Origin of the sequence: Pseudomonas sp. LAMO17WK12:I10, assembly GCF_900215185.1 — a bacterium.
GTDB classification, from domain to species: Bacteria; Pseudomonadota; Gammaproteobacteria; order Pseudomonadales; family Pseudomonadaceae; genus Aquipseudomonas; species Aquipseudomonas chlororaphis.
Genome location: NZ_OBDX01000001.1, coordinates 69,294 through 90,576, shown reverse-complemented (window position 1 = coordinate 90,576; position 21,283 = coordinate 69,294). Strand labels below are relative to the sequence as shown.

The window sequence follows — 21,283 nt, the reverse complement described above, 5'->3', positions numbered from 1 at the left end:
TTTACGGTTGCTGCGCAACCGATCGCAGCCTCGCGGGCTCGGCAGCGGCTATATGGCTACATGGCTACGTGGCGTGTTCGGAGTATTCGACCTCCAGCGCGTCGAGCTGGTGATCGAAGCTTTTCAGGCGGGCGGTCCAGGTGTAGACCAGCACTTCGAAATCGCGGTTGATCACCGCGCCGCCCGGGGTTTCCGAACGCGGGTCGCAGAAATCCAGTTGATAGCGTTCGCGGGCCATGGCGGCGGCGACATCGGACAGTTCGCGGGCGTTGTTCAGCCAGTGGCGACCGTCGGCGGCCTGTTTATCCAGTAATACGCACTGTTTTTTCAGGGCTTCGAGGCTTTTTTCCAGGGGGGTGCCGGTCAACTCGCCCATGACTTCCTGGAAGGTCCGCCCCGGCTGCCAGTAACTGCCCCAGAAGTAACGGTCGAACACCGTCTCGACCCGGCGCAGGGCGACTTTGGTGTCCCAGATCGCGACCAGGGTCTTGCCCTGCTCCAGCTGCCTTTTCTTGATTTTCTGGGTCTGGAACGACGTCCAGGCCACGAAGACGATGGCGCTCACCGCAATCAGCGCGCTGGCGCTGTCGAGAAAGATCATGGCCTTGTCGATCTGATGCGCCAGCATGACACCGTAGAAATAAGTCGCAGAAAGCAGCACCAGTGCGACGATGGCGCACCAGAAGCCGAGAGCATAAGGGTTTTTCATTATTGGAATCCCCATGACCATCACGTGCCTGACCGCTGGCCGAGCACTGGACGCAAGGTGCTCAGCCAACTGTTCAAAGCATAGCAACGGCCTCAGGGTTTGGCGGGGTTCGAGGCTTGCGTTCGTCCGCTTTCCCAGCCACCGCCCAGGGCCAGGAACAGGTCGATCTGACTCATCGCCACCTGGGTGTTGGCCGCGGCCAGTTGGGCCCGTACGTCGGTATAAGTGCGGGTCGCCTGCAGGTCGGCGAGGAACGACTCGCGGCCGGCCTGGAAGAAGCGATGGGTCTGGTCGGCGGCCTGGCGCGCCGACTGTTCGGCCTCGGCCAGGGCGTCGCGACGCTGCAACTGGGCACTGTATTGGGCCAGGCCGGTCTGGGTTTCGCGGATGGCGTTGAGCACCACCCCGTCGAAATGCGCCAGGGCGCCCTGGCTGGCGGCTTCGGCCTGGTGAATGCGTTCGCGGGCGCCGTTGGCCGGTACCGTCCAGCTGATCAGCGGGCCGAAACCCCAGCGGTTGGTGGAGGGTTTGCCGAGGTTGTCGACGATGCCCACGGTGCCGACGGTCGCGCCAATGCTGATGTCCGGGTACAGCGCGCCAGTGGCGACGCCGATATCGGCGGTGGCCGCGGCCAGGCGACGTTCGGCCTGGCGCACGTCGGGGCGGCGCTTGAGCAGGGTCGCACCGTCACCCACCGGCAACAATTGCGCAATATGCGGCAGCTCGGCGCAGCTGTCGGTGCCGGCCGGCAACTGGTTCAGCGGCTTGGCCAGGAGCATCGACAAGCGGAACAGGCCGGCCTGGCGCGCCGCTTCATAGCGCGGCAGTTCGGCGCGCAGGGACTTGAACTGGGTCTGGGAACGGGTGACCTGGGTTTCGTCGCCACGCCCGGCGTCGCGCAGGCGCTGGATCAGCGCGGTGCTCTGGGCCTGCAGGTCCAGGGAGTGCTCGGCGATCTCGCGCTCTTCATTGGCCGCGCAAACCTGGGTGTAAGCCCGCACCACGTCGGCCACCAGGGTGATGCGCGCGGTGTCGGCCGCGGCCTGGGTGGCATCGGCGTTGGCCTGGGCGGCCTCGATGCCGCGCTGCAGGGTGCCGAACAGGTCGAACTGATAAGAGGTGCTGACGGACAGGTTACCGACGTTGGCCACCGGCACTTTCTCCGGCAGCAGGAAGGCTTCGCCGGACTCCTGCAAGCGCTCGACCCCGGCCTTGACCCCGCCGCTCCAGCCGCCGGCCGCCTGGGCCTCGTCGACCTGGGCGCGGGCCCGCGCCAGGTTGGCCGCCGCGACCCGCAGGTCGGTGTTGGAGGCCATGGCCTGCTGCACCAGCTGGTCCAGGCGCGGGTCCTGGTACAAGCGCCACCAGTCTGCCGGGACCGGTGCCGAGACCACCTTGTCGCTCGATCCGGCCAGCTCGCCCTGTAAATCGCTGCGGTGCAACGCCGCGTCGTCCGGCAGGTGGTAGTCCGGGCCGACCATCTGGCAGGCCGATAGCAGCAGGCCCAGGCCGGCGGTGGCTAAACGCAGGCCGCTGTTCATTGCCCCGGCTCCGACCGGCTTTGCGCCTGATCGTCGATGATCGACACGGTGGCGGTGCGCCCGGCGATCATGCGGAAGTCTTCCGGCACCTCGTCGAAGGCAATGCGCACCGGAATCCGCTGGGCCAGGCGCACCCAGCTGAAGGCCGGGTTGACGTTGGGCAACAGGTTGGAGCCGCTGCTGCGGTCGCGGTCCTCGATGCCGGCGACGATGCTTTCGACATGCCCGCGCAGCCGCGCGCGATCGCCGACCACGCGGATATCGACGCCCTGGCCGATATGAATGCCGTCGAGCTTGGTTTCCTCGAAATAACCGTCGATGTGGAAGGAGTTGCTGTCCACCACCGACAACACCGGGCGCCCGGCGGTGACGAATTCCTGAGTCCGTGGCGCGCGGTCGTTGACGTAGCCGTCCACCGGGCTGCGGATCACCGAACGGTCGAGGTTCAATTGGGCGCTGTCCACCGCCACCTGGGCCTCGGCCAGGGCCGACTGGGCGCGGGCCACGCGGGACTGGCTTTCTTCCAGCTGCTCGCGCGGCACCAGGTTGCCCAGGCCGAGGTTACGCCTGGCCTCGCGCTGGGCCTGGGCCAGGGTTTCCTGGCGGTCGGCCAGGGAAGCCTTGGCTTGGCGCAGGGCCAGGCTGAAACGGTCCTGGTCGATGCTGAACAGCACCTGGCCGCGCTTGACCAGCTGGTTGTCGCGCACCTGCACCTGCTGGATCAGCCCGGAGACGTCCGGGGCGATCTGCACGATGTCGGCACGGATATGCCCATCCCGGGTCCAGGGCGCGAACATGTAGTACATCACCATGCGCCAGACCACCACGACCGCGAAGCTCACCACCAGCAAGGTCAGGACCACGCGGCCAATGGTCAATAAAGGTTTTTTCATGTCATCAGGTATCGACTGAGTGAGTCCACGGCGCCGAGCAGCAAAGCGTACAGACCAACGTTGAACAAAGCCCGGTGCCAGACCAGGCGATAAAAATGCAGGCGTGTCAGCAGCCCGTGGACCACCAGGTACAAGCCATAGGTAAGGCCCATCAGCACCAGCAGCGTGGGCAGGAACACCCCGCTGATATCCAGATCACCGATCATAAAGGCGCTCCATCGATGCCATGGGGCAGCGGTTCCTCGAGCTCGCCACCGCCGACGAACTCCACACCGGGCAGCAGGGCCAGGCGCAGGCCGCTGAGGGCGTGCAGCAGGTGCAAACGGGTTTCGCGGTCGTCCTGGCTGTGGGCATCCAGGGTGCGACGGGCGCGGTCCAGGGTCATCAGCAGGCCGCTTGGCGCCGACAGGCGTTCGCCGGCCTTGAGGCAAGCCTTGAAATAGGCGCCGACCTCGGCCACCACCTGGCGCAACAGCACCTGCGCGTTGCCCTGGGCCCGCGGCGCGTAGGCCAGCAGGTCCAGCAGGTTCAGGCCGACACGCACTTCGCGCAGGGCGCCGCCGGTGTCCTGGCCGGTCATGGCCAGGCGCGGCAGGTGCTGCATCAGGCGGTCGAGCATCTGCACCCCCAGATGCCGGTGTTCGGCCAGGTTGGCGGGCTCGGTCATGCCGACGATGTCCTGCCAGCTGAAGCGGGTCATGCGCTTGGCCGCCAGTTCCGAGCCGAACGGCCGGGCGACCAGGGTCCAGACAAAGGCGAACAGCAGGCCCATGGGCCCGGCCAGGTTGGAGTTGGCGAAGCTCAGGAAATCGGCGTCGTAGGCGCCCTGGATGCTGATGAAGGACGAGGTGTTGACGATGGTCAGCAACATGCCCAGGTAAAAGCGCGGCTGCACCGTGAGGGTGCCGACGCAGATGAACGGCACGGCGAAGGCCAGCACCAGCATCGGGAAATCGTGCAGGTTGGGCAGGATCAGGAACAGGTAGAGGCTGGCGAACAGCACCGACATCGCGGTCCAGAAGAAGAACCGGTAGATCTGCGGCGCCGGGTCGTCCATCGAGGCGAAGAAGCTGCAGGCCACCGCCGCGAGGATCACCGCGCTGCCGCCGTCGGTCCAGCCCAGGAGGATCCACAGCACCGAGGCGACGATGATCGCCAGGACAGTGGAGGCCACCGAATACAGCATCAGCCCACGGTCGAGGAATGGCGTCAGGCGGCCCAGGCGCCAGTGGCGATAGACCGCGCGCCAGATGTCCTGGCTTTCGCACTGGATGGCGTGTTGCAGGCTGCGGCAGTCCTGCCATAGGTCGACCCACTCGCCAAGGCGGTACAGGGCGTTGGAAAACAGCAGCTGGCGCCGGTCGTCGAGGGCTTCGGCGTCCGGTTGCAGCGCTTCGAGCTGGCCGCGCAGGGCCTGCCAGCGCTCGACCGAGGCGCCCTGGGCGGTGCTTTCCAGCCATTGCCCGGCCTGGGCCAATAGCGGCGCGAACCGCTCCACCAGCTCCGGGGTGCGTCGCTCCAGGGCGTACAGGGCATCGTCCAGGGCGTCCACCACGGGCAGCAGGTGGATCATGCGCCCGCGCAGCTCCTTGGTATTGCGCACGGTCTGCGGGCGCGCGCCCTCATGGGGCAACTGGCCGATCATCAGCTCCAGGCTGTTGAAGGTGGCGACCATGGACGCGCGCAAGGCGCTGACTTCTTCGGGCTGTACGTTGCGGCTGAGAAAGCGCTGGCTATAGGTGGAGGCATCGGCGAACCATTTGCCCGCCGAATCGACGAACACCGGCGCCAGCCGCCGTGGCCAGAACATACTGCCGATCACGGCCGCGCAGACGATGCCGAGGAAGATCTCCTCGGTGCGGGCCTCCGCCACGTCCCACACCCCCAGCGGGTTATCCACCACCGGCAGGGCGATCAGCGGCAGGCTGTAGCCGGCCAGCATCAACGCATAGCTGTTGGCGGTGCGCAGGTGCAGGGAGAGGAACAGCAGGATCCCGGTCCACAGGGCGATGATCACCACCAGCAGATAGGGGCTTTGCACGAACATCGGCACGAACAGCACCGCCGCCGAGGCGCCGAGCAAGGTGCCGATCGCACGGTACAGCGCCTTGGAACTGGTGGGCCCGACGAACGGGCTGGAGACGATGTACACCGTGGCCATCGCCCAGTACGGACGCGGCATCTGCATGAGCATGGCGATGTACAGCGCGATCATCGACGCGGCAAAGGTGCGCACACCGTAGAACCAGTCGCGCGCCGGCGGCACGCCGGTAAAGAATCCGCTCAAGAAGGCACCGCCGACGGCTGGGCAGCCGACTCGAAGGCGCGGATCACCTTCAGCGCCGTCTCAAGGTCCGCTGGTGTGATGCCTTCCAGCACCTCGCGACGCAGGCGCACCAGCTCGGCTTCCACCGACTGCACCAGCTCGCGGCCGGTGTCGGTCAGGCTCAGGCATTTGGCCCGGCGATCGTGGGGGTCCTCGGTACGGCAGGCGTAGCCGGCGCTGCACAGCTGGTCCAGCAGGCGCACCAGGGACGGGCTTTCCATCCCCGCCGCCTGCGCCACCGTCACCTGGCGCACGCCCTCGCCCAGGCGCCCGATCATCAGCAGGGGCACGGCGCAGGCTTCGGAGATTCCATAGTTGACCAGCGTGCTCTGGCAGATCCGCCGCCAATGTCGGGCGGCGACCACCATGCCACTGCTGATATTCATCTGGAGTGATTCGAGAGAGTCGGGCAAAAGAAGGTTCGCACACTGTTAGTTTGCTAACTATCAATGGTGCATGGGGGGATAATCTCAGTCAAGTTTTGAAACAATTGAATGACCATTAACCGGAAAATACCTCAGCGCTTTCGTGCCCGCTCATACACGGCGCTGCGTTCACGTTTGCCCACGGCCACCACCGAAACCACCACCTGATCCTCGATCACTTGGTAAACCAGGCGATAGCCAGAGGCCTTGAGCTTGATCTTGTAGCAGTCCGCCATGCCGTGAAGGGCATCCGCGGGCACCCGTGGCATTTCCAGGCGCTCGGCCAGCTTCTTCTTGAATTGCTCGCGCAGGGTATGACCGAGCTTGTCCCATTCCTTACGTGCCGAAGGCAGAAACTGGAGCTTATAAGTCATCCAGATTTACCGGGACTGGGGTCTCGTGCCGACGGGCACGGACAATCTCCGCCAGTTCAAGATCGTCAAGACGCTCCATCATGGCTTCAAACACGTCGGCCGGGACCATATAGCCCATGACCCGGTTGTGATTGAGCACCGCAACCGGACCACCGTGTGCGCCGCTCAGGACAGCCGAGGGGTTTTTTTTCAGTTCAGACACGCTGACAGCTTTATCAGCCAATACGCTTTGCATGATTAAGACCTCTAATTTGGTCTTAATTCTGGTCTATTTCCATGGCAACATCAATTCGCGCCTCAAACACCCCGCCCCTTCCTCAACAACACATCCAGCTGATCCACCACTTCCGCCCAGTCGGCGTCGTCGAGGATCTCGTTGCGCAGGAAATCCGCCTGGCTGCTGGTCCAGAAGAAGGCATCCGCCAGGTGCAGTTCCGGCTTGAGCGGCGAATGGGTGGCGATGAAACGGTCGATGCCCTCGGGGTCGTCGGGCAGGCCGAGTTGTTTGAACAGGGCAGGCAGGCTGTGGGATGGGGATTCCATGGGGGCTCCTGAACGGGTTGGGTGTTGGTTGAACCACTGCTGCGCAGTCGATCGCAAACAAGCTCGCTTCTACAGAAAACAAGCATTTTTGTAGGAGCGAGCTTGCTCGTGAAAGGTGGGTACATACGCCGACGGCGCTAGTAACTGACCTCGCACACCTCGGCATGAGGCACCATTTTCAGGTACTCGTCCATGCTCAGATGCACCAGGTTGTTGTGGTTGCCGGCTTCCAGGTAGATGTCTTTCTGCCGGGTCAGCAACGGATCGATCACCACGTCCAGCCCATAGGATTCGCCCAGGGCCGGTACCGCGCCGCGTTCGCAATCGTTGAACAGATGCGCCAGGGTGCTTTCCCGGGTGATCTGCCATTCGTTGCTGCCGCGCACCTTGCTCAGGTCCAGGTGGCGGCTGGCCGGCAGCACGGCCATCAGGTAGTGGCCGTGACTGTCGTCGAGGATCACCGACTTGGCTACGCGCTCGGCGGGAACTCCCGCCACCCGAGCGGTCTCCAGGCTGCTCGACGAATGTGGATGAGCCACCACGTCAAAATCGCAATGCGCCTGTTCCAGGCTGCGTTGCACGGTTCTTGCCATACGCATGATGCACCTCGGTATCCTGAACGGCTTTGCAGGACTATGGATTAACGACTGTCACTCCCTTCACAAAGTCTAGGCCGCGCCGCCCTCACCCACTGACGAACTTCCGAACGGCACGCGAGCAAGAGGCTGCTCAAAATTTGCTCAATCCCACGCTCTACTAGACTCAAGGACAAAGCCAGCGAACGGCTGGCAACCGAGGCGCATGACTCTCCAGGAGGGTCGGATGAACGAGCGTGGGTGGCGGGCGACACTGAAAGGGATGCTGCTGGGTTTGCTGATCGGCCTGCCGACCGGGCACGCCCAGGCCGTGAAGCCAGTGGTGGTGCTCACCGTCAACGATGTGATCAGCCCCGCCAGCGCCGACTACGTGGTGCGCGGCCTGGACAAGGCCGCCGACGAGCACGCCCAACTGGTGGTGCTGGGCATCGACACCCCGGGCGGCCTCGACACCTCGATGCGCTCGATCATCAAGGCGATCCTCGCCAGCCCGGTGCCGGTGGCCAGCTACGTCGCCCCCAGCGGCGCCCGCGCCGCCAGCGCCGGCACCTACATCCTGTATGCCAGCCACATCGCCGCCATGGCCCCGGGCACCAACCTCGGGGCCGCCACCCCGGTGCGGGTCGGCATGCCGGGGCAGCCCGACCCGGGCGGCAACCCGCCCGCCGCGCCACGCTCGGACAAGAACCCGGAGCCGGACACCGACACCCTCAGCCACAAACAGATCAACGACGCCGCGGCCTATATCCGTGGCCTGGCGCAATTGCGCGGACGCAACGCCGAATGGGCGGAACAGGCCGTGCGCGAGGCCGTCAGCCTGCCGGCCCAGGAAGCCTTGAAGCTGAAGGTGGTCGACTATGTCGCCGATGACCTGAGCGGCCTGCTCAGGCAACTCGACGGCAAGTTCCTCATCGCCGCCGGCCAGGCGGTGCAGCTGCATACCCTGGGGGCGGCGGTGATCCATCACGACCCGGACTGGCGCACCCAGCTGCTGTCGGTCATCACCCACCCCAGCGTGGCGCTGATCCTGATGATGATCGGCATCTACGGGCTGTTCTTCGAGTTCGTCAACCCGGGCACCGCGGTGCCCGGCGTGCTCGGCGGCATCTGCCTGCTGCTCGGTTTGTACGCCTTGCAACTGCTGCCGGTGAACTACGCCGGCGTGGCCCTGATCCTGCTGGGCATCGCCTTCATGGTCGCCGAGGCCTTTCTACCGACCTTCGGCGTCATCGGTTTCGGCGGCATCGTCTCCTTTGTGGTCGGCGCGGTGATCCTGATGGACACCGATGTCCCGGGCTATGGCATTCCCCTGCCGCTCATCGTCGGCCTGGCGGTGATCAGCGCGCTGCTCCTGGCGACGCTGGCGAGCATGGCGCTGCGCGCGCGACAGCGCCAGCAGGTGGCCGGCGACGCGGGGCTGGTGGGCAGTGTCACGGCGATCACCGCGGTGCAAGCGGGCAACCCTTACAACGGCTGGGTGCTGTTGCAGGGCGAACACTGGCAGGTCCTGAGCGCAACGCCGCTGCAAACCGGACAACTGGTACGGGTGGTGGCACGCAAAGGGCTGCTTCTGGAAGTGACGACGGCCGAGGCTGCGCCGCGAGGAGGATGAAATGGGTCTGGAATTGGGTTTTGGCGCGCTGCTGGCGCTGCTGTTGGCGCTGGCGGTCTCGACGTTTCGCATCCTGCGCGAATACGAGCGCGGGGTGGTGTTCCAGCTCGGGCGCTTCTGGAGGGTCAAGGGGCCGGGGCTGGTCCTGCTGATTCCGGTCGTCCAGCAGATGGTCCGCGTCGACCTGCGCACCGTGGTGCTCGACGTGCCGCCGCAGGATGTGATCACCCGCGACAACGTCTCGGTCAAGGTCAACGCCGTGCTGTATTTCCGCGTGCTGGACTCGCAGAAGGCGATCATCCAGGTCGAGGATTTCCTCATGGCCACCAGCCAACTGGCCCAGACCACCCTGCGCGCGGTGCTGGGCAAGCACGAGCTGGACGAACTGCTGGCCGAGCGCGAACGCCTGAACGCCGATATCCAGCAGGTGCTCGACGCCCAGACCGACGCCTGGGGCATCAAGGTGGCGAACGTCGAGATCAAGCATGTCGACCTCAACGAATCGATGATCCGCGCCATCGCCAAACAGGCCGAAGCCGAGCGCGAACGCCGGGCCAAGGTGATCCACGCCGAAGGCGAATTGCAGGCCTCGGAAAAACTCATGCAAGCCGCCGAAATGCTCGGCCGCCAGCCCGGCGCCATGCAACTGCGCTACATGCAGACCCTGGGCGCGATTGCCGGTGACAAGAGCTCGACCATTGTCTTTCCGCTGCCCATCGAACTACTCAAGGGCATGGCAGACTTGTCACCGAAGAGCTGAGCCGCAATTGCGGCACCGCCCTGCTGCGCCACTGTTCCAGCGCCGCGTAAGGCGCCTGCGTCCATTGCTCCAACTGCTCCCGCAGCCGCGCTGAAGCCTGTTGCTGCTTGCCCTGGCGATCATCGACAAAGGCCTGCGCCGGCTGCTTGGCATGCTGGCCGATACGGGCGAAGGCCGCCCTGCGTTGCTCGGCGCCCAGGCCGAAAAAATCGCCCAGGTGGCTGTCCATGGCGGCGGGCAGTTCGCTGTAGTTCAGCGCCAGGCCATGGTGTTCGCGGCAGTGTTCCAACCCCAGCTGCAACAAACGCCCCAGGCGCCGGGCGATCCAGCTTTCCCGGTCCTGGAAAGGCTCGCCGTCGTCCAGCGCGCTGGGCCCGATCAGGCCCGGTGTCATGTGCATGCCGGCCCGGCGCAGATGCGACACGGCGATTTCCAGCGGGTCGCGATACACAAACAGCCACGGCGTATCGGCGAAGCACTGGCGCAGCAGCGGCAGCTCGCCGATGTTCCAGGCATCGAGCTTGATCACCAACTGCTGCTCAGTACCACGGCGTACCTGCCCATAGGCCGACACCAGGCCCACCAGCGCGGCAGCCCGCTCCTGTGGCGCCAGCGAGCCGCGCAGTAGGGCATCCAGCGGCGGCGGTTCGGACACCACGATATGCTCGTCCAGGCAGGCCAGCATCTGGCTGAGCAGGGTCGAGCCGCAGCGCGAGGCATGAAAGATAAAGGCGCTGGGAGCCAGGCCCGGGCTGCGTTGGCGCCATTTGGTCAGGGCAGACAAAGGCGTCTGGCGGCGGAACGCCTGATTGAACGGCAGGCGCAGGGCCTCTTCGACCGCCTCGCGGAAAAACGGCTGCGACAGCGGCCGGTCGCCGAACCAGCACCAGTCGACCCGCCATTCGTCACCCAGCTGCCAGACGCGGATCGGCAACCAGCCGTGCAGGTTCAGGCCGTCCATTGTTCATTCCACAGACGCCGCCCCTGGCGCATGGCCGAACGCAGGTCTTCGCGGGTGAACGCCAGGCCGCGTTCGGCCGCCAGGGCCAGGGTGCGCTCGATGAAGATTTCGCTATCAGTCAGCGCCTGCAAGGCCTGGCACAGCGCGGTGTCCTCTTCAAGCAGCCGGCAAAACCGCGCGAAGTCCAGGGCCGCGCGGCCCAGGCCAGGTGCCGGGGTGGTCGGCGCGCCGGCGGCAATCGCCTGTTCCAGCCAAGGGTCGGGGCGACAGTCGAGTACCAGATGAATACGTGCCTGAGTGTCGTAGTTATCGACTCGATGCGCGCGCGACAGGTCGAGAAACCAGCACTCTCCCGCCAGCATCGGCATGCGCTGCCCGTCGAGCAGGAAATCCACCCGCGGCGGGCTGAGCAGGGGGATATGCAGGCGCAGGTCGGCATCCGGGCCGCCCAGGTCGTAGTCGCGGTGTTCATGGATGCGCGCCCCCGGCCCCAACCGCAGCAGGCGCGCCGAGACGATCCGCAAGGGCAGGTGCCGCAATGCCTGTTGCCAGTCCGGGTCCTGTCGCCAGGGCTCGCGCTGCACCGGCAGGCCCTTGCCCGGCGCCAGCTCGGAGGGCGCGTCAAGCGCCGAGATCAAGGCCACGCCGCTCCAGTCGCCCTCGTAATAATCGCCGTTGAAGTGGCCCTGCCAGGCGCTCGCGTCGATTCGCGCCAGGGCGCGCAACAGCCGCGGCAGGTCCACGCTGACGGGCAGGCGGGCGAACGCCGGACGGCTCATGAGGCCGGCAGCACCTTGCGCTCGACCAGCCAGCCGAGCAATTGCCCCAGGCAGTCCTCGACCGACTGCGCGCCGGTATCCAGTTCCAGCGCCGCCCGTGGCGGCTCGTAGGGCGCCGAGATACCGGTGAACCCCGGCAACTCGCCGCTGCGGGCGCGGGCGTAATGGCCCTTGGGATCGCGCTGCTCGCAGACCGCCAGCGAGGCGCTGCACCAGACTTCCAGGTAGTCCTCGCCCAGGCGCCGGGCGAACAGCTCACGCTGCTCGATCAGCGGGGCGATCATCGCCAGGATCACGATCTGCCCGTTGTCCACCAGCAAGGCTGCCAGCTCGCTGGCGCGGCGGATATTTTCCCGGCGGTCGGCCTCGGCAAACCCCAGGTCGCGGTTCAGGCCGCCGCGCAAGGCATCGCCGTCCAGCACCAGGCTCTGCCGACCGTGCTGGAACAGCCCGGCCTGCAGCGCCTGGGCCAGGGTCGACTTGCCCGCCGCCGGCAGGCCGGTCAGCAGGATCGCCACGCCGCGATGGCCGTTGTGCGCCTCGCGCTGGGCCCGGCTGACGCTGGCCTGGGGGGCCTGCAGGTTATTGTCTTTGGGCATGGGCCACCGGCGTGCTGATGTTGCCCGCCGCCCAGTCGGCCTCGCGGCTGGCCAGCGCCGTGGCGATGGACTGCACCTGGGTCGATTGCACCTCGTCGGGCAGCGGGTCGAGGCCGGCGCTGGCGAAGATCTGCCCGTAGGCGTTGCGCAGGTCGGCATAGGCCAGGTCGCGCCGCAGGTCCGCCTGCAAGGTGTTCAGCTCGCCCTGGATCAGGTCCAGCTCGCCGATGCTGTTGGCCTGGTAGCGGTTGCGCAGCTGGCCGACGATCTGCCCGTCGATGTCCGCCAGCTCCTGGCTGGTCTTGAACTGGCGCAAGGCGTCGCGGTAGTTGGCGTTGGCCACGTAGACCTGGGCCAGCACGGCAATCGACATGGCCTGGCGACGGGCCGCGGCGACGTCTTCACCGGCCTTGGCGGTGTCGATGGCCGCCGGCGCGGACAGCACATTGAACAGGTTCCAGGTGACCTTCACCCCGTAGTCGGCCCACTTGTCGTTGACCAGGAACGAGTTGCTGTCGTAATGCCCGCCGGCGGAGAACTCCAGGCCCGGCAGCAGGCGCAGCATGGCCTTGCGGGTCTCCGCGGCGCTGATGCGGCTCTGGTAATCCTGCTCGCGCAGCTCCGGCCGGCTGGTCAGGGCCTCGTGCTCGAGGCGGGCCATATCGACCTTGAGTTCCGGCACCGGGTAATCGTCGCTGGTCGCCAGGGTCAGGTGGGTGGTCATTGGCAGGTTGATCAGGGTCGCCAGCTCGGTCTTGGCCAGGGACAACGCCCGGCGCTGCTCCTCCAGCTGGCGCGTGGCCTCGATCAGCGAGCGCTGGTAGGCCAGGGCCTGCACCGGGTCGCCGATGCGTTGCTGGCTCATGCTCTGGCTATTGTCGCGGGCCTGCTCGACCCGGCCCATGAGGCTGTCGATCTGCTTGAGCAGGCGTTCGGCCGCCACCGCCCGCCAATAGGCCGAGCGCACGTCCTGGACGATGGTGTTGATCACCTTGCGCCGGCGCTCCTGGACGATCAGCCGCTGGTCGCCCTGCTGCTTGGCATTGATGTAGCTGACGCCGAAGTCCAGCACGTTCCAGACCATGGTCAGGTCGGCCACCCTGCGGTCCCGGTCCTGGGAGGTCGAAGGTTCCAGGGACTGGGTGCCGGTCTCCACGCTCTGGCTGCTGGAAGCACTGACGTTGTTGCGCCCCACGTAGCCGGCGGAGAGGGCCATGCGCGGCAGCATGTCGAAACTGGCGAGGTCCAGCTGGCGCTTGGCCAGGGCCTCTTCCATGATTTTCAAGCGGCCTTCGAGGTTGTACTTCACCGCCCGGGCCATGGCCTGGTGCAGGGTCAGCGGGCCGCTCAGCGGCTCCTGGTCCTTGTACATGCTGTGCAGGTCGCTCCTGGCGCGCTGCTCGCTGGCACTGCGTTCGATCGGTTTACTGCTGACGGCACAACCGCTGACCATCAGCGCCAACAAGCTGACCCCGAACAACTTCTGACTTTTATTCATCCTTGTCTCGCCCCTGGGTGCCGCATCGTATTTATGTAGTGTTTCAGGCCTGCATTGCGCTGATGCCGGCCTGTTCGAATGCCTTGGCCAGATCGCGGATCGGCCGTTGTTCCGTGTCTTGCATCACTTGCAATTGCTGGGTCAACGACGGTGCCCCGAACACCCCGCGCCCGCCCTGGGAAAGATCGCCGGCCTTGGGCTTGTCGCCGAAAGACTTCAGCGAACTACCATCCTCGGCGAAGTCCTGGTCGAACAGCAGCGACAGCGTGCTTTGGCTGAACACCCCGCCATCGCCGCCACCAAAACCCAGGAAACCATGGCCATTGCCATCGCCCCCGGCATCGCTGCTGCCGAATACCTGGGCAATGAAGCTCGGCGCCAGGGCCCCGCGATTGATGAAAATGTCCCCCAGCGGCCGGATGCCATCGCCCAGCACCCGCTGCTCGAACAACGGCGCGAAGGCCAGTGGCGAAGCCAGGTCGCCAGCGGGTGGCGTGGTGACCGTGGGTTGCAGCGGCACATAAGGCGGCAGCGGCGGAACCACCGGGTCGCTCGAACGGAATTCCGGATCGCCCACCGGCAGCTCCGTGGGTGGGTTGGCCGCCGGCACGGTGTTGACCGCGTAGTTGTTGGAGTCGGTGCTGCCAGTGCCGGTATTGCCGAAGGAGTCGCTGACCCCGCTGTTGTTCAGGGTGATCAGGTTGCTGGTGTCGCTGATGTTGGCGGTGGGCGTCAGGGTCGCGGTCCAGGTCCGGCCGCCGTCGCTGCTGCCCAGGGCGCTCAGGGTGCCGTTGGCCACCGTCAGGTCCGAGTTGGTGAAGCCGCTCACCGCTTCGCTGAAGGTGATGGTCACGCTGCTGGTCTGGCCCACGCCGAGGCTGCTGTTGGCGACCACGATGGTCGCAGTCGGCCGCTGGGTATCGATCAGGTAATTGTTCGAATCCGTGCTGCCCAGCCCGGTATTGCCCGAGGCGTCGCTGACCCCGCTGTTGTTGAGGGTGATCAGGTTGCTCGTATCGCTGAGGTTGGTGTTCGGGGTGAAGGTCGCGGTCCAGGTGATGCCGCCATCGCTGCTGCTGACCGCGCTCAAGGTGCCATTGGCCACCGTCAGGTCGCTGTTGTCGAAGCCGCTCACCGCCTTGCTGAAGGTGATGGTCACCAGGGACGTGTCGCCCACGGCCAGCATCGGGTTGGCGACCACCACGGTAGCGGTGGGGCGCACGGTGTCGATGACGTAGTTGGCCGAGTCGGTGGTGCCGCTGCCGGTGTTGCCGACGGCGTCTATCACTCCGGCATTGTTCAGGGTGATCTGATTGCTGCTGTCGCTGATGTTGATGGCCGGGATAAAGGTGGCGGTCCAGGTGACCCCGCCATCGCTGCTGCTCAGGGACCCCAGGCTACCGTTGGCCACTGTCAGGTCCGAGTTGGTGAAGCCGCTGATCGCCTCGCTGAAGGTGATGGTGACCGTGGTGGTTTCGCCCGCTTTCAGGGCCGTGTCGGCCAGTACGATGGTGGCGGTCGGCCGCCCGGTATCGATGATGAAATTGTTCGAGTCGGTGCTGCCGCTGCCGGCATTGCCCGCCGCGTCGCTGACCCCGCTGTTGTTGAGACTGATCAGGTTGGTCGCATCGCTGACGTTGACGTTCGGGGTGAAGGTCGCGGTCCAGGTGATGCCGCCGTCGCCGCTGCTGACCGCGCTCAGGGTGCCGTTGCTCCCCGTCAGGTCGCTGTTGTCGAAGCCGCTCACCGCCTCGCTGAAGGTGATGGTCACCAGGCTGGTTTCACCGATCGGCAGGATCGGGTTGGCTACCACTATGGTGGCGGTTGGGCGAGCCGTGTCGATGACATAGTTGTTCGAATCCGTGGTGCCGCTGCCCGTATTACCCGAGACATTGATCACGCCGCTGTTGTTCAGGGTGATGACGTTGCTGGTATCGCCGACACCCACAGTCGGCGTGAAGGTAGCGGTCCAGGTGACCCCGCCATCGCTGCTGCTCACCGCGCTCAAGGTACCGTTGGCCACCGTCAGGTCGCTGTTGTCGAAACCACTGACCGCCTCACTGAAGGTGATGGTCACCAGCGAGGTTTCGCCAGCCTTCAGGGCCGTGTCGGCGATCACGAGGGTGGCCGTCGGCACTACGGTTTCGATGCTGTAGTTGGCTGAGCTGGTGGTCCCGGTACCGCTGTTGCCGGCCACGTCGGTGAAACCGGTGTTGTTCAGGGTGATCAGGTTGCTCAGGTCGGTGATGCCCGCCGTCGGGGTGAAGGTGGCGGTCCAGGTGAGACCGCCGTTGCTGCTGCTCACTGCGCTCAGGGTACCGTTGGCCACCGTCAGGTCGCTGTTGTCGAAACCGCTCACCGCTTCACTGAAGGTGATGGTCACCACCGAGGTTTCGCCGGCCTTGAGGGTCGAGTCGGAGAGGACGATGGTGGCGGTCGGGCGCAGGCTGTCGATGGCGTAGTTGTTGGAGTCGGTGGTGCCACTGCCGGCGTTGCCCGCCCCATCCGTAATACCGGTGTTATCCAGGGTAATCAGGTTGCTGCTGTCGCTGATACTGGCAGTCGGGGTGAGGGTCGCCGTGTAGGTGATGTTATCGCTGGTGCCCAAGCCGCTCAGCGAACCGTTGGCCACGGTCAGGTCGGCCAGGGTGAAGCCGGTCACCGCCTCGCTGAAGGTGATGGTCACGGTACTGGTCTGGCCCACGCCCAGGGCGCTGTCGGCGACCACTATGGTCGCCGTCGGACGCACGGTGTCGATCGCGTAGTTGTTGGAATCGGTGGTGCCGCTGCCGGCGTTGCCGGAGGCGTTGGTCACCCCGCTGTTATCCAGGGTGATGACATTGCTGGTGTCAGTGATGCTCGACGTCGGGGTGAAGGTGGCGGTCCAGGTGACCCCGCCATCGCTGCTGCTCACCGCGCTCAAAGTGCCGTTGGCGACGGTCAGGTCGGCGTTGCTGAAGCCGCTCACTGCCTCATTGAAGGTGATGGTCACCAGCGAGGTCTCACCGATCTTCAGGTTGTTATCCGCCACCACGATGGTCGCGGTCGGCAGGACGGTGTCGATGCTGTAGTTGCCGGAGTTGGTGGTACCGCTACCGGTGTTGCCCGCCAGGTCGCTGACCCCGGTGTTGTTCAGGGTGATGACATTGCTCGCGTCGGCGATGCCTGCCGTTGGGGTGAAGGTGGCGGTCCAGGTGAGACCGCCATCGCTGCTGCTCACCGCGCTCAAGGTGCCGTTGGCGATGCTCAGGTCGGCGTTGGTGAAACCGCTCACGGCCTCGCTGAAAGTGATGGTCACCAGCGAGGTTTCGCCGGCCTTGAGGGTTGTGTCGGCAAGGACGATGGTCGCGGTCGGCCGCTGGCTGTCGACCGCGTAGTTGTTGGAATCGGTGGTGCCGCTGCCGGTATTGCCCGCCCCGTCCGTAATGCCGGTGTTGTCCAGGGTGATCAGGTTGGTCGAATCGGTGATGCTGGCGGTCGGGGTGAGGGTCGCCGTGTAGGTGATGTTGTCGCTGGTGCTCAAGCCGCTCAATGTACCGTTGGCCACGGTCAGGTCGGCCAGGGTGAAGCCGGTCACCGCCTCGCTGAAGGTGATGGTCACCAGCGAGGTCTGGCCCACGCCCAGGGCACTGTCGGCGACCACGATGGTCGCGGTCGGGCGCACGGTGTCGATGGCGTAGTTGTTGGAGTCGGTGGTGCCGCTACCGGCGTTGCCGGAGGCGTTGGTGACGCCGCTGTTATCCAGGGTAATCAGGTTGCTGCTATCGGTGATGCTCGACGTCGGGGTGAAGGTCGCGGTCCAGGTGATGCCACCGTCGCTGCTGCTCACCGCAGTCAAGGTGCCGTTAGCGATGGTCAGGTCGGCGTTGGTGAAGCCACTCACCGCCTCGCTGAAGGTGATGGTCACCAGCGAGGTTTCACCGATCCTCAAGGCGTTGTCCGCCACCACTATGGTCGCGGTCGGCAGGACGGTGTCGATGCTGTAGTTGTTGGAGTTGGTGGTGCCGCTGCCGGTATTGCCGGCCAGGTCGCTGACCCCGGTGTTGTTCAGGGTGATCAGGTTGCTGGCATCGGCGATACCGACAGTCGGGGTGAAGGTGGCGGTCCAGGTGATGCCACCGTCGCCGCTGCTCACCGCGGTCAGGGTGCCGTTGGCGATGCTCAGGTCGGCGTTGGTAAAACCGCTGACTGCTTCGCTGAAGGTAATGGTCACCAGCGAGGTTTCACCGGCGCTGAGAGCACTGTCGGCGACCACGATGGTCGCGGTCGGCCGCACCGTATCGATCGCATAGTTGTTGGAGTCGGTGGTGCCGCTGCCGGCGTTGCCGGACAGGTCGGCGATGCCGGTGTTGTCCAGGGTGATCAGGTTGCTGGTGTCGCTGATGCTGGCGCTCGGGGTAAAGGTCGCGGTCCAGGTGATGCCGCCATCGCTGCTGCTCACCGCGGTCAACGTGCCGTTGGCAATGGTCAGGTCGGCGTTGGTGAAGCCACTCACCGCTTCGCTGAAGGTGATGGTCACCAGCGACGTCTCGCCGATCCTCAGCGCGCTGTCGGCGACCACAATGGTCGCGGTCGGCCGCACCGTGTCAATGGCGTAGTTGTTGGAGTTGGAGCTGCCCTGGCCCAGGTTGCCCACGCTGTTCTGGACGCCGGTGTTGTCCAGGGTGATCACGTTAGTGGCATCGGTGATGCTGGTGCTCGGGGTGAAGGTGGCGGTCCAGGTAATGCCGCCATCGCTGCTGCTCACCGCGCTCAGGGTGCCGTTGGCGACGGTCAGGTCGGCGTTGGTGAAACCCGTCACCGCCTCGGAAAAGGTGATGGTCACCAGCGAGGTCTCACCGATCCTCAGGGCATTGTCGGCCACCACTATGGTCGCTGTCGGGTGCGCGGTATTGATCACGTAGTTGCCCGAGTCCGTGGTGCCGCTACCGGTGTTGCCGGCCAGGTCGGCGATGCCGGTGTTGTTCAGGGTAATCAGGTTGCTGGAGTCGCTGATGCCATCGGTCGGGGTAAAGGTGGCGGTCCAGGTGATGCCGCCATCGCTGCTGCTCACTGCCGTCAACGTGCCGTTGGCGATGCTCAGGTCGGCGTTGGTGAAGCCGCTCACCGCTTCGCTGAAGGTGATGGTCACCAGGGACGTTTCGCCGGCGGTGAGGGTGCTGTCGGCGACCACGATGGTCGCAGTCGGGCGCACGGTGTCGATCGCATAGTTGTTGGAATCGGTGGTGCCGCTGCCGGCGTTGCCGGCCAGGTCGGCGATGCCGGTGTTGTCCAGGGTGATCAGGTTGGTCGTATCGGTGATGCTGGCACTCGGGGTGAAAGTGCCGGTCCAGGTGATGCCGCCATCGCTGCTGCTCACCGCGGTCAAGGTGCCGTTGGCGATGCTCAGGTCGGCGTTGGTGAAACCGCTCACCGCCTCGCTGAAGGTGATGGTCACCAGCGAGGTTTCACCGACCCTCAAGGCGTTGTCCGCCACCACTATGGTCGCGGTCGGCCGTACGGTATCGATCGCATAGTTATTGGAGTTGGTGGTGCCGACCCCGGCGGTGCCCAGGCCATTGATCACCCCGGTGTTATCCAGAGTGATGACGTTGCTGGTATCGGTGATGCTCGACGTCGGGGTGAAGGTGGCGGTCCAGGTAATGCCGCCGTCGCTGCTGCTCATCGCGGTCAGGGTGCCATTGGCGATACTCAGGTCGGCGTTGGTGAAGCCGGTCACCGCCTCGCTGAAGGTGATGGTCACCAGCGAGGTCTCGCCGATTTTCAGCGCGGTGTCCGCGACCACTATGGTCGCGGTGGGCGGTGGTGCATAGGCGGTATTGAGGATGCCGCCGTCGTTGTAGATGGTCGCCACCGACGTCGGCGAAGTACCGGTGCTGCCACCGCCCAGCGCTACGCCACCGGCGCCACTGGCCGCCGCGTTGCCGCTCAGGGCGGCGAAGTTGGCCGCGGTGATCAGGAAGGTGCCCTTGTTCCAGACCGCGCCGACGCCGCGGCCGCCAATCCCGCCATTGCTGGCGTTGCTGCCTTGGCCGCCACCACCGCCACCGCCACCACCCGCGCCGATGTTGTTGCTGATGGTCGAGGTGCCGATCACCGTGAGGGTGCCGCTGGAGGCGTTGTAGATCCCGCCGGCGGCATTGCCGCCCGCGCCGCCGACCTTGTCCCAACCCGCGCCGCCGCCACCGCCGCCGATGGAAATTGTGCCGTTGGTGGCCGTGGCGCCGTTGCCGCCGTTGCTGTAGTAGGACACGCCCAGACCACCCGCGCCGCCGGTGCTGGTACCGCCGCGACCGCCCATGTGGGTGGCGTCGTAGCCACCGCCATAACCGCCCACGCCACCGCCGCCAGCCTGGCCGCCCAGTGTGCCGGTGCCGGGGCCGGCGGAACCGCCGTGGCCGCCACCCTGGCCACCCAACCCGCCGCCGCCACCACCGCCCCCGCCGTAGAACGCGCCGGTGACACCGCCGCCACCGCCGCCGCCCGAAGCCGCGTTGGAGGTCACGGTGACGTTGTTGAGGGTGAGGTTGCCGGCGTTGAAAATCCCCCCGGCCATGGCGCCGGTCGCGCCATACCCGCCATTGCCGCCGTTACCGGAAACCAGGCCCCGGGTGATCACCAGGCCGTCGAGGGTCACGGTACTGCCCGCGCTGACTTCGATGACCCGGGTGCGGTACTGGCCGTCCAGGATCACGTCCGCCGCGCCGTCGTTGTTCAGGTCGCCGTCGATGGTCACGTTCTTGTTGACCAGCAGTTCGGAGGTCAGCTGCACCGTCATGCCGCTGCTGAAGGTGACGATGTCGCCGTTCTGCGCCGACGCCAGCGCCGCCCGCAACGAACCCACGCCGGTGTTGGCGTTGTTGGTGGCGGTCCAGGTCGCCAGCCCCCACTGATAATCCTGCATGGCCTGGGTGGACAGCACGTTGGCGTTTTCGATGGTGCCGGTGGCGATCTCCAGTTCCCAGTCGCCCCCCAGGCCGGTGCGGTCGCTGGAGGCGGCCACGTCGCGACCGGTGAGTTGCGCCAGCGAGTCGACGAAATTCAGGCCGCGTTCGCCCTCGGCGGTGTAGCAGCCGTAGATCAGGATATCGCCGCCGGCGTTCATGTCCTGGCCAATGTCCGCCAGCACCGCGCTGCGCGCCTGGACGTTGTCAGCCGAGAGGTAGCTGTTGCCCAGCCACAGGTCGCCGGCATTGCCGTGGGCGATGATCTGCACCGAACTGACGCCCTGGTGCTGGTCCAGGTAATCGGCGATCTGCTGCAGGCCATCCTGGTTCGCCCCCAGTCGCACCACCTGGGTGCCGGGCGCCAGGCCCTGGAGCAGACTGTCGGCGTCCTTGACCCGCGAGTCGACGAACACCACCGTCAGCCCCGGCACAGTGGTCGGGGCCGCGGCAGGCGCGGCATCGGCTTGGGCGTGGGTGTCCTGGCTGACGCTCGGCTGATCGGCGGCGGTCGGCGTCTTGGCCACGTCCGTGGTGGGGTGGCTGTCCGGCTGGGCGATATCGGCCACCGTCGCCGCCACCGCACCGTCGAACAGCATGCGTGGCTCCAGCGGCATGATCATCGGAGAGGCCAGGGCATGCGCCCGCCCGGTGGCCCGCTGATTGACCCGCGACTTGCCTTTGCTCCACCACATGATGCTCACCCGGACTCGAACGTGCTGA

17 protein-coding genes are annotated in these 21,283 nt (G+C 65.8%); 2 read left to right on the top strand and 15 right to left on the bottom strand.

What is annotated here, in order from left to right:
- Nucleotides 1-64 precede the first annotated feature (64 nt).
- From CRO75_RS00295 to CRO75_RS00250, 10 genes are all read right to left on the bottom strand, one after another.
- The gene (locus CRO75_RS00295; RefSeq protein ID WP_037004411.1) at nucleotides 65-709 is read right to left on the bottom strand and encodes an NADH:ubiquinone oxidoreductase subunit N; all 645 of its coding nucleotides are present in this window, start codon (nucleotides 707-709) and stop codon (nucleotides 65-67) included.
- Nucleotides 710-801: 92 nt separating this feature from the next.
- Nucleotides 802-2,250, bottom strand: coding sequence for a TolC family protein (locus CRO75_RS00290; protein ID WP_097134110.1), 1,449 nt, complete (start codon nucleotides 2,248-2,250; stop codon nucleotides 802-804).
- Nucleotides 2,247-3,143: an HlyD family secretion protein gene (locus tag CRO75_RS00285; protein WP_097134109.1), complete on the bottom strand. Its 897-nt coding sequence runs from the start codon at nucleotides 3,141-3,143 to the stop codon at nucleotides 2,247-2,249. The genes CRO75_RS00290 and CRO75_RS00285 overlap by 4 nt, the downstream gene beginning before the upstream one ends.
- Nucleotides 3,140-3,349, bottom strand: coding sequence for a DUF1656 domain-containing protein (locus CRO75_RS00280; protein ID WP_007932080.1), 210 nt, complete (start codon nucleotides 3,347-3,349; stop codon nucleotides 3,140-3,142). Before CRO75_RS00280 ends, CRO75_RS00285 begins: the two co-directional genes overlap by 4 nt.
- On the bottom strand, nucleotides 3,346-5,430 hold the full coding sequence (locus CRO75_RS00275; protein WP_097134108.1) for an FUSC family protein: 2,085 nt from the start codon (nucleotides 5,428-5,430) through the stop codon (nucleotides 3,346-3,348). Before CRO75_RS00275 ends, CRO75_RS00280 begins: the two co-directional genes overlap by 4 nt.
- Complete coding sequence (locus tag CRO75_RS00270) at nucleotides 5,427-5,855, bottom strand: MarR family transcriptional regulator (protein WP_085533251.1); 429 nt, start codon at nucleotides 5,853-5,855, stop codon at nucleotides 5,427-5,429. The genes CRO75_RS00275 and CRO75_RS00270 overlap by 4 nt, the downstream gene beginning before the upstream one ends.
- A 131-nt stretch (nucleotides 5,856-5,986) precedes the next feature.
- A complete protein-coding gene (locus CRO75_RS00265) occupies nucleotides 5,987-6,268 on the bottom strand; it encodes a type II toxin-antitoxin system RelE/ParE family toxin (RefSeq protein ID WP_009041601.1) in 282 nt (93 codons plus the stop codon).
- The gene (locus CRO75_RS00260; protein WP_062824057.1) at nucleotides 6,258-6,503 is read right to left on the bottom strand and encodes a type II toxin-antitoxin system Phd/YefM family antitoxin; all 246 of its coding nucleotides are present in this window, start codon (nucleotides 6,501-6,503) and stop codon (nucleotides 6,258-6,260) included. The genes CRO75_RS00265 and CRO75_RS00260 overlap by 11 nt, the downstream gene beginning before the upstream one ends.
- 62 nt (nucleotides 6,504-6,565) lie before the next feature.
- A complete protein-coding gene (locus CRO75_RS00255; protein ID WP_009041599.1) occupies nucleotides 6,566-6,811 on the bottom strand; it encodes a DUF2789 domain-containing protein in 246 nt (81 codons plus the stop codon).
- Between the two features lie 137 nt (nucleotides 6,812-6,948).
- A complete protein-coding gene (locus CRO75_RS00250; protein WP_062824058.1) occupies nucleotides 6,949-7,410 on the bottom strand; it encodes a YbaK/EbsC family protein in 462 nt (153 codons plus the stop codon).
- 223 nt (nucleotides 7,411-7,633) lie between these two features.
- Here CRO75_RS00250 and CRO75_RS00245 point away from each other — a divergent pair, with 223 nt between their 5' ends.
- Entirely contained in the window at nucleotides 7,634-9,019 is a 1,386-nt protein-coding gene (locus tag CRO75_RS00245) for a nodulation protein NfeD (RefSeq protein WP_097134107.1), read from the top strand.
- A 1-nt stretch (nucleotide 9,020) separates the two neighbouring features.
- On the top strand, nucleotides 9,021-9,779 hold the full coding sequence (locus CRO75_RS00240) for a slipin family protein (RefSeq protein ID WP_097134106.1): 759 nt from the start codon (nucleotides 9,021-9,023) through the stop codon (nucleotides 9,777-9,779).
- Here the strand turns inward: CRO75_RS00240 and CRO75_RS00235 are convergent.
- Genes CRO75_RS00235 through CRO75_RS00215 form a run of 5 tightly spaced genes read right to left on the bottom strand, consistent with a single transcriptional unit; the run spans nucleotide 9,745 to nucleotide 21,255 of the window.
- A complete protein-coding gene (locus tag CRO75_RS00235) occupies nucleotides 9,745-10,740 on the bottom strand; it encodes a sulfotransferase family protein (protein ID WP_097134105.1) in 996 nt (331 codons plus the stop codon). The two genes, CRO75_RS00240 and CRO75_RS00235, sit on opposite strands and share 35 nt — an antisense overlap.
- Complete coding sequence (locus CRO75_RS00230; RefSeq protein ID WP_097134104.1) at nucleotides 10,728-11,519, bottom strand: aspartyl/asparaginyl beta-hydroxylase domain-containing protein; 792 nt, start codon at nucleotides 11,517-11,519, stop codon at nucleotides 10,728-10,730. The genes CRO75_RS00235 and CRO75_RS00230 overlap by 13 nt, the downstream gene beginning before the upstream one ends.
- Nucleotides 11,516-12,118 carry an adenylyl-sulfate kinase gene (gene cysC, locus CRO75_RS00225; protein WP_097134103.1) on the bottom strand — a complete coding sequence of 201 codons (603 nt, stop codon included), beginning with the start codon at nucleotides 12,116-12,118 and terminating at the stop codon, nucleotides 11,516-11,518. Before cysC ends, CRO75_RS00230 begins: the two co-directional genes overlap by 4 nt.
- Nucleotides 12,102-13,616 (bottom strand): TolC family protein, encoded by a 1,515-nt coding sequence (locus tag CRO75_RS00220; RefSeq protein WP_092422515.1) that lies wholly within the window; start codon nucleotides 13,614-13,616, stop codon nucleotides 12,102-12,104. Before CRO75_RS00220 ends, cysC begins: the two co-directional genes overlap by 17 nt.
- Nucleotides 13,617-13,659: 43 nt before the next feature.
- Nucleotides 13,660-21,255 (bottom strand): Ig-like domain-containing protein, encoded by a 7,596-nt coding sequence (locus CRO75_RS00215; protein WP_097134311.1) that lies wholly within the window; start codon nucleotides 21,253-21,255, stop codon nucleotides 13,660-13,662.
- Between the last annotated feature and the right edge of the window lie 28 nt (nucleotides 21,256-21,283).

What these genes read in the sequence shown, in the direction of transcription:
- CRO75_RS00260 (WP_062824057.1), bottom strand. Translation starts at nt 6,503, where the DNA reads ATGCAAAGCGTATTGGCTGATAAAGCTGTCAGCGTGTCTGAACTGAAA.
- CRO75_RS00235 (WP_097134105.1), bottom strand. Translation starts at nt 10,740, where the DNA reads ATGGACGGCCTGAACCTGCACGGCTGGTTGCCGATCCGCGTCTGGCAG.
- CRO75_RS00290 (WP_097134110.1), bottom strand. Translation starts at nt 2,250, where the DNA reads ATGAACAGCGGCCTGCGTTTAGCCACCGCCGGCCTGGGCCTGCTGCTA.
- CRO75_RS00220 (WP_092422515.1), bottom strand. Translation starts at nt 13,616, where the DNA reads ATGAATAAAAGTCAGAAGTTGTTCGGGGTCAGCTTGTTGGCGCTGATG.
- CRO75_RS00250 (WP_062824058.1), bottom strand. Translation starts at nt 7,410, where the DNA reads ATGCGTATGGCAAGAACCGTGCAACGCAGCCTGGAACAGGCGCATTGC.
- CRO75_RS00255 (WP_009041599.1), bottom strand. Translation starts at nt 6,811, where the DNA reads ATGGAATCCCCATCCCACAGCCTGCCTGCCCTGTTCAAACAACTCGGC.
- CRO75_RS00295 (WP_037004411.1), bottom strand. Translation starts at nt 709, where the DNA reads ATGAAAAACCCTTATGCTCTCGGCTTCTGGTGCGCCATCGTCGCACTG.
- CRO75_RS00270 (WP_085533251.1), bottom strand. Translation starts at nt 5,855, where the DNA reads ATGAATATCAGCAGTGGCATGGTGGTCGCCGCCCGACATTGGCGGCGG.
- CRO75_RS00280 (WP_007932080.1), bottom strand. Translation starts at nt 3,349, where the DNA reads ATGATCGGTGATCTGGATATCAGCGGGGTGTTCCTGCCCACGCTGCTG.
- cysC (WP_097134103.1), bottom strand. Translation starts at nt 12,118, where the DNA reads ATGCCCAAAGACAATAACCTGCAGGCCCCCCAGGCCAGCGTCAGCCGG.
- CRO75_RS00265 (WP_009041601.1), bottom strand. Translation starts at nt 6,268, where the DNA reads ATGACTTATAAGCTCCAGTTTCTGCCTTCGGCACGTAAGGAATGGGAC.
- CRO75_RS00285 (WP_097134109.1), bottom strand. Translation starts at nt 3,143, where the DNA reads ATGAAAAAACCTTTATTGACCATTGGCCGCGTGGTCCTGACCTTGCTG.
- CRO75_RS00240 (WP_097134106.1), top strand. Translation starts at nt 9,021, where the DNA reads ATGGGTCTGGAATTGGGTTTTGGCGCGCTGCTGGCGCTGCTGTTGGCG.
- CRO75_RS00245 (WP_097134107.1), top strand. Translation starts at nt 7,634, where the DNA reads ATGAACGAGCGTGGGTGGCGGGCGACACTGAAAGGGATGCTGCTGGGT.
- CRO75_RS00230 (WP_097134104.1), bottom strand. Translation starts at nt 11,519, where the DNA reads ATGAGCCGTCCGGCGTTCGCCCGCCTGCCCGTCAGCGTGGACCTGCCG.
- CRO75_RS00215 (WP_097134311.1), bottom strand. Translation starts at nt 21,255, where the DNA reads ATGTGGTGGAGCAAAGGCAAGTCGCGGGTCAATCAGCGGGCCACCGGG.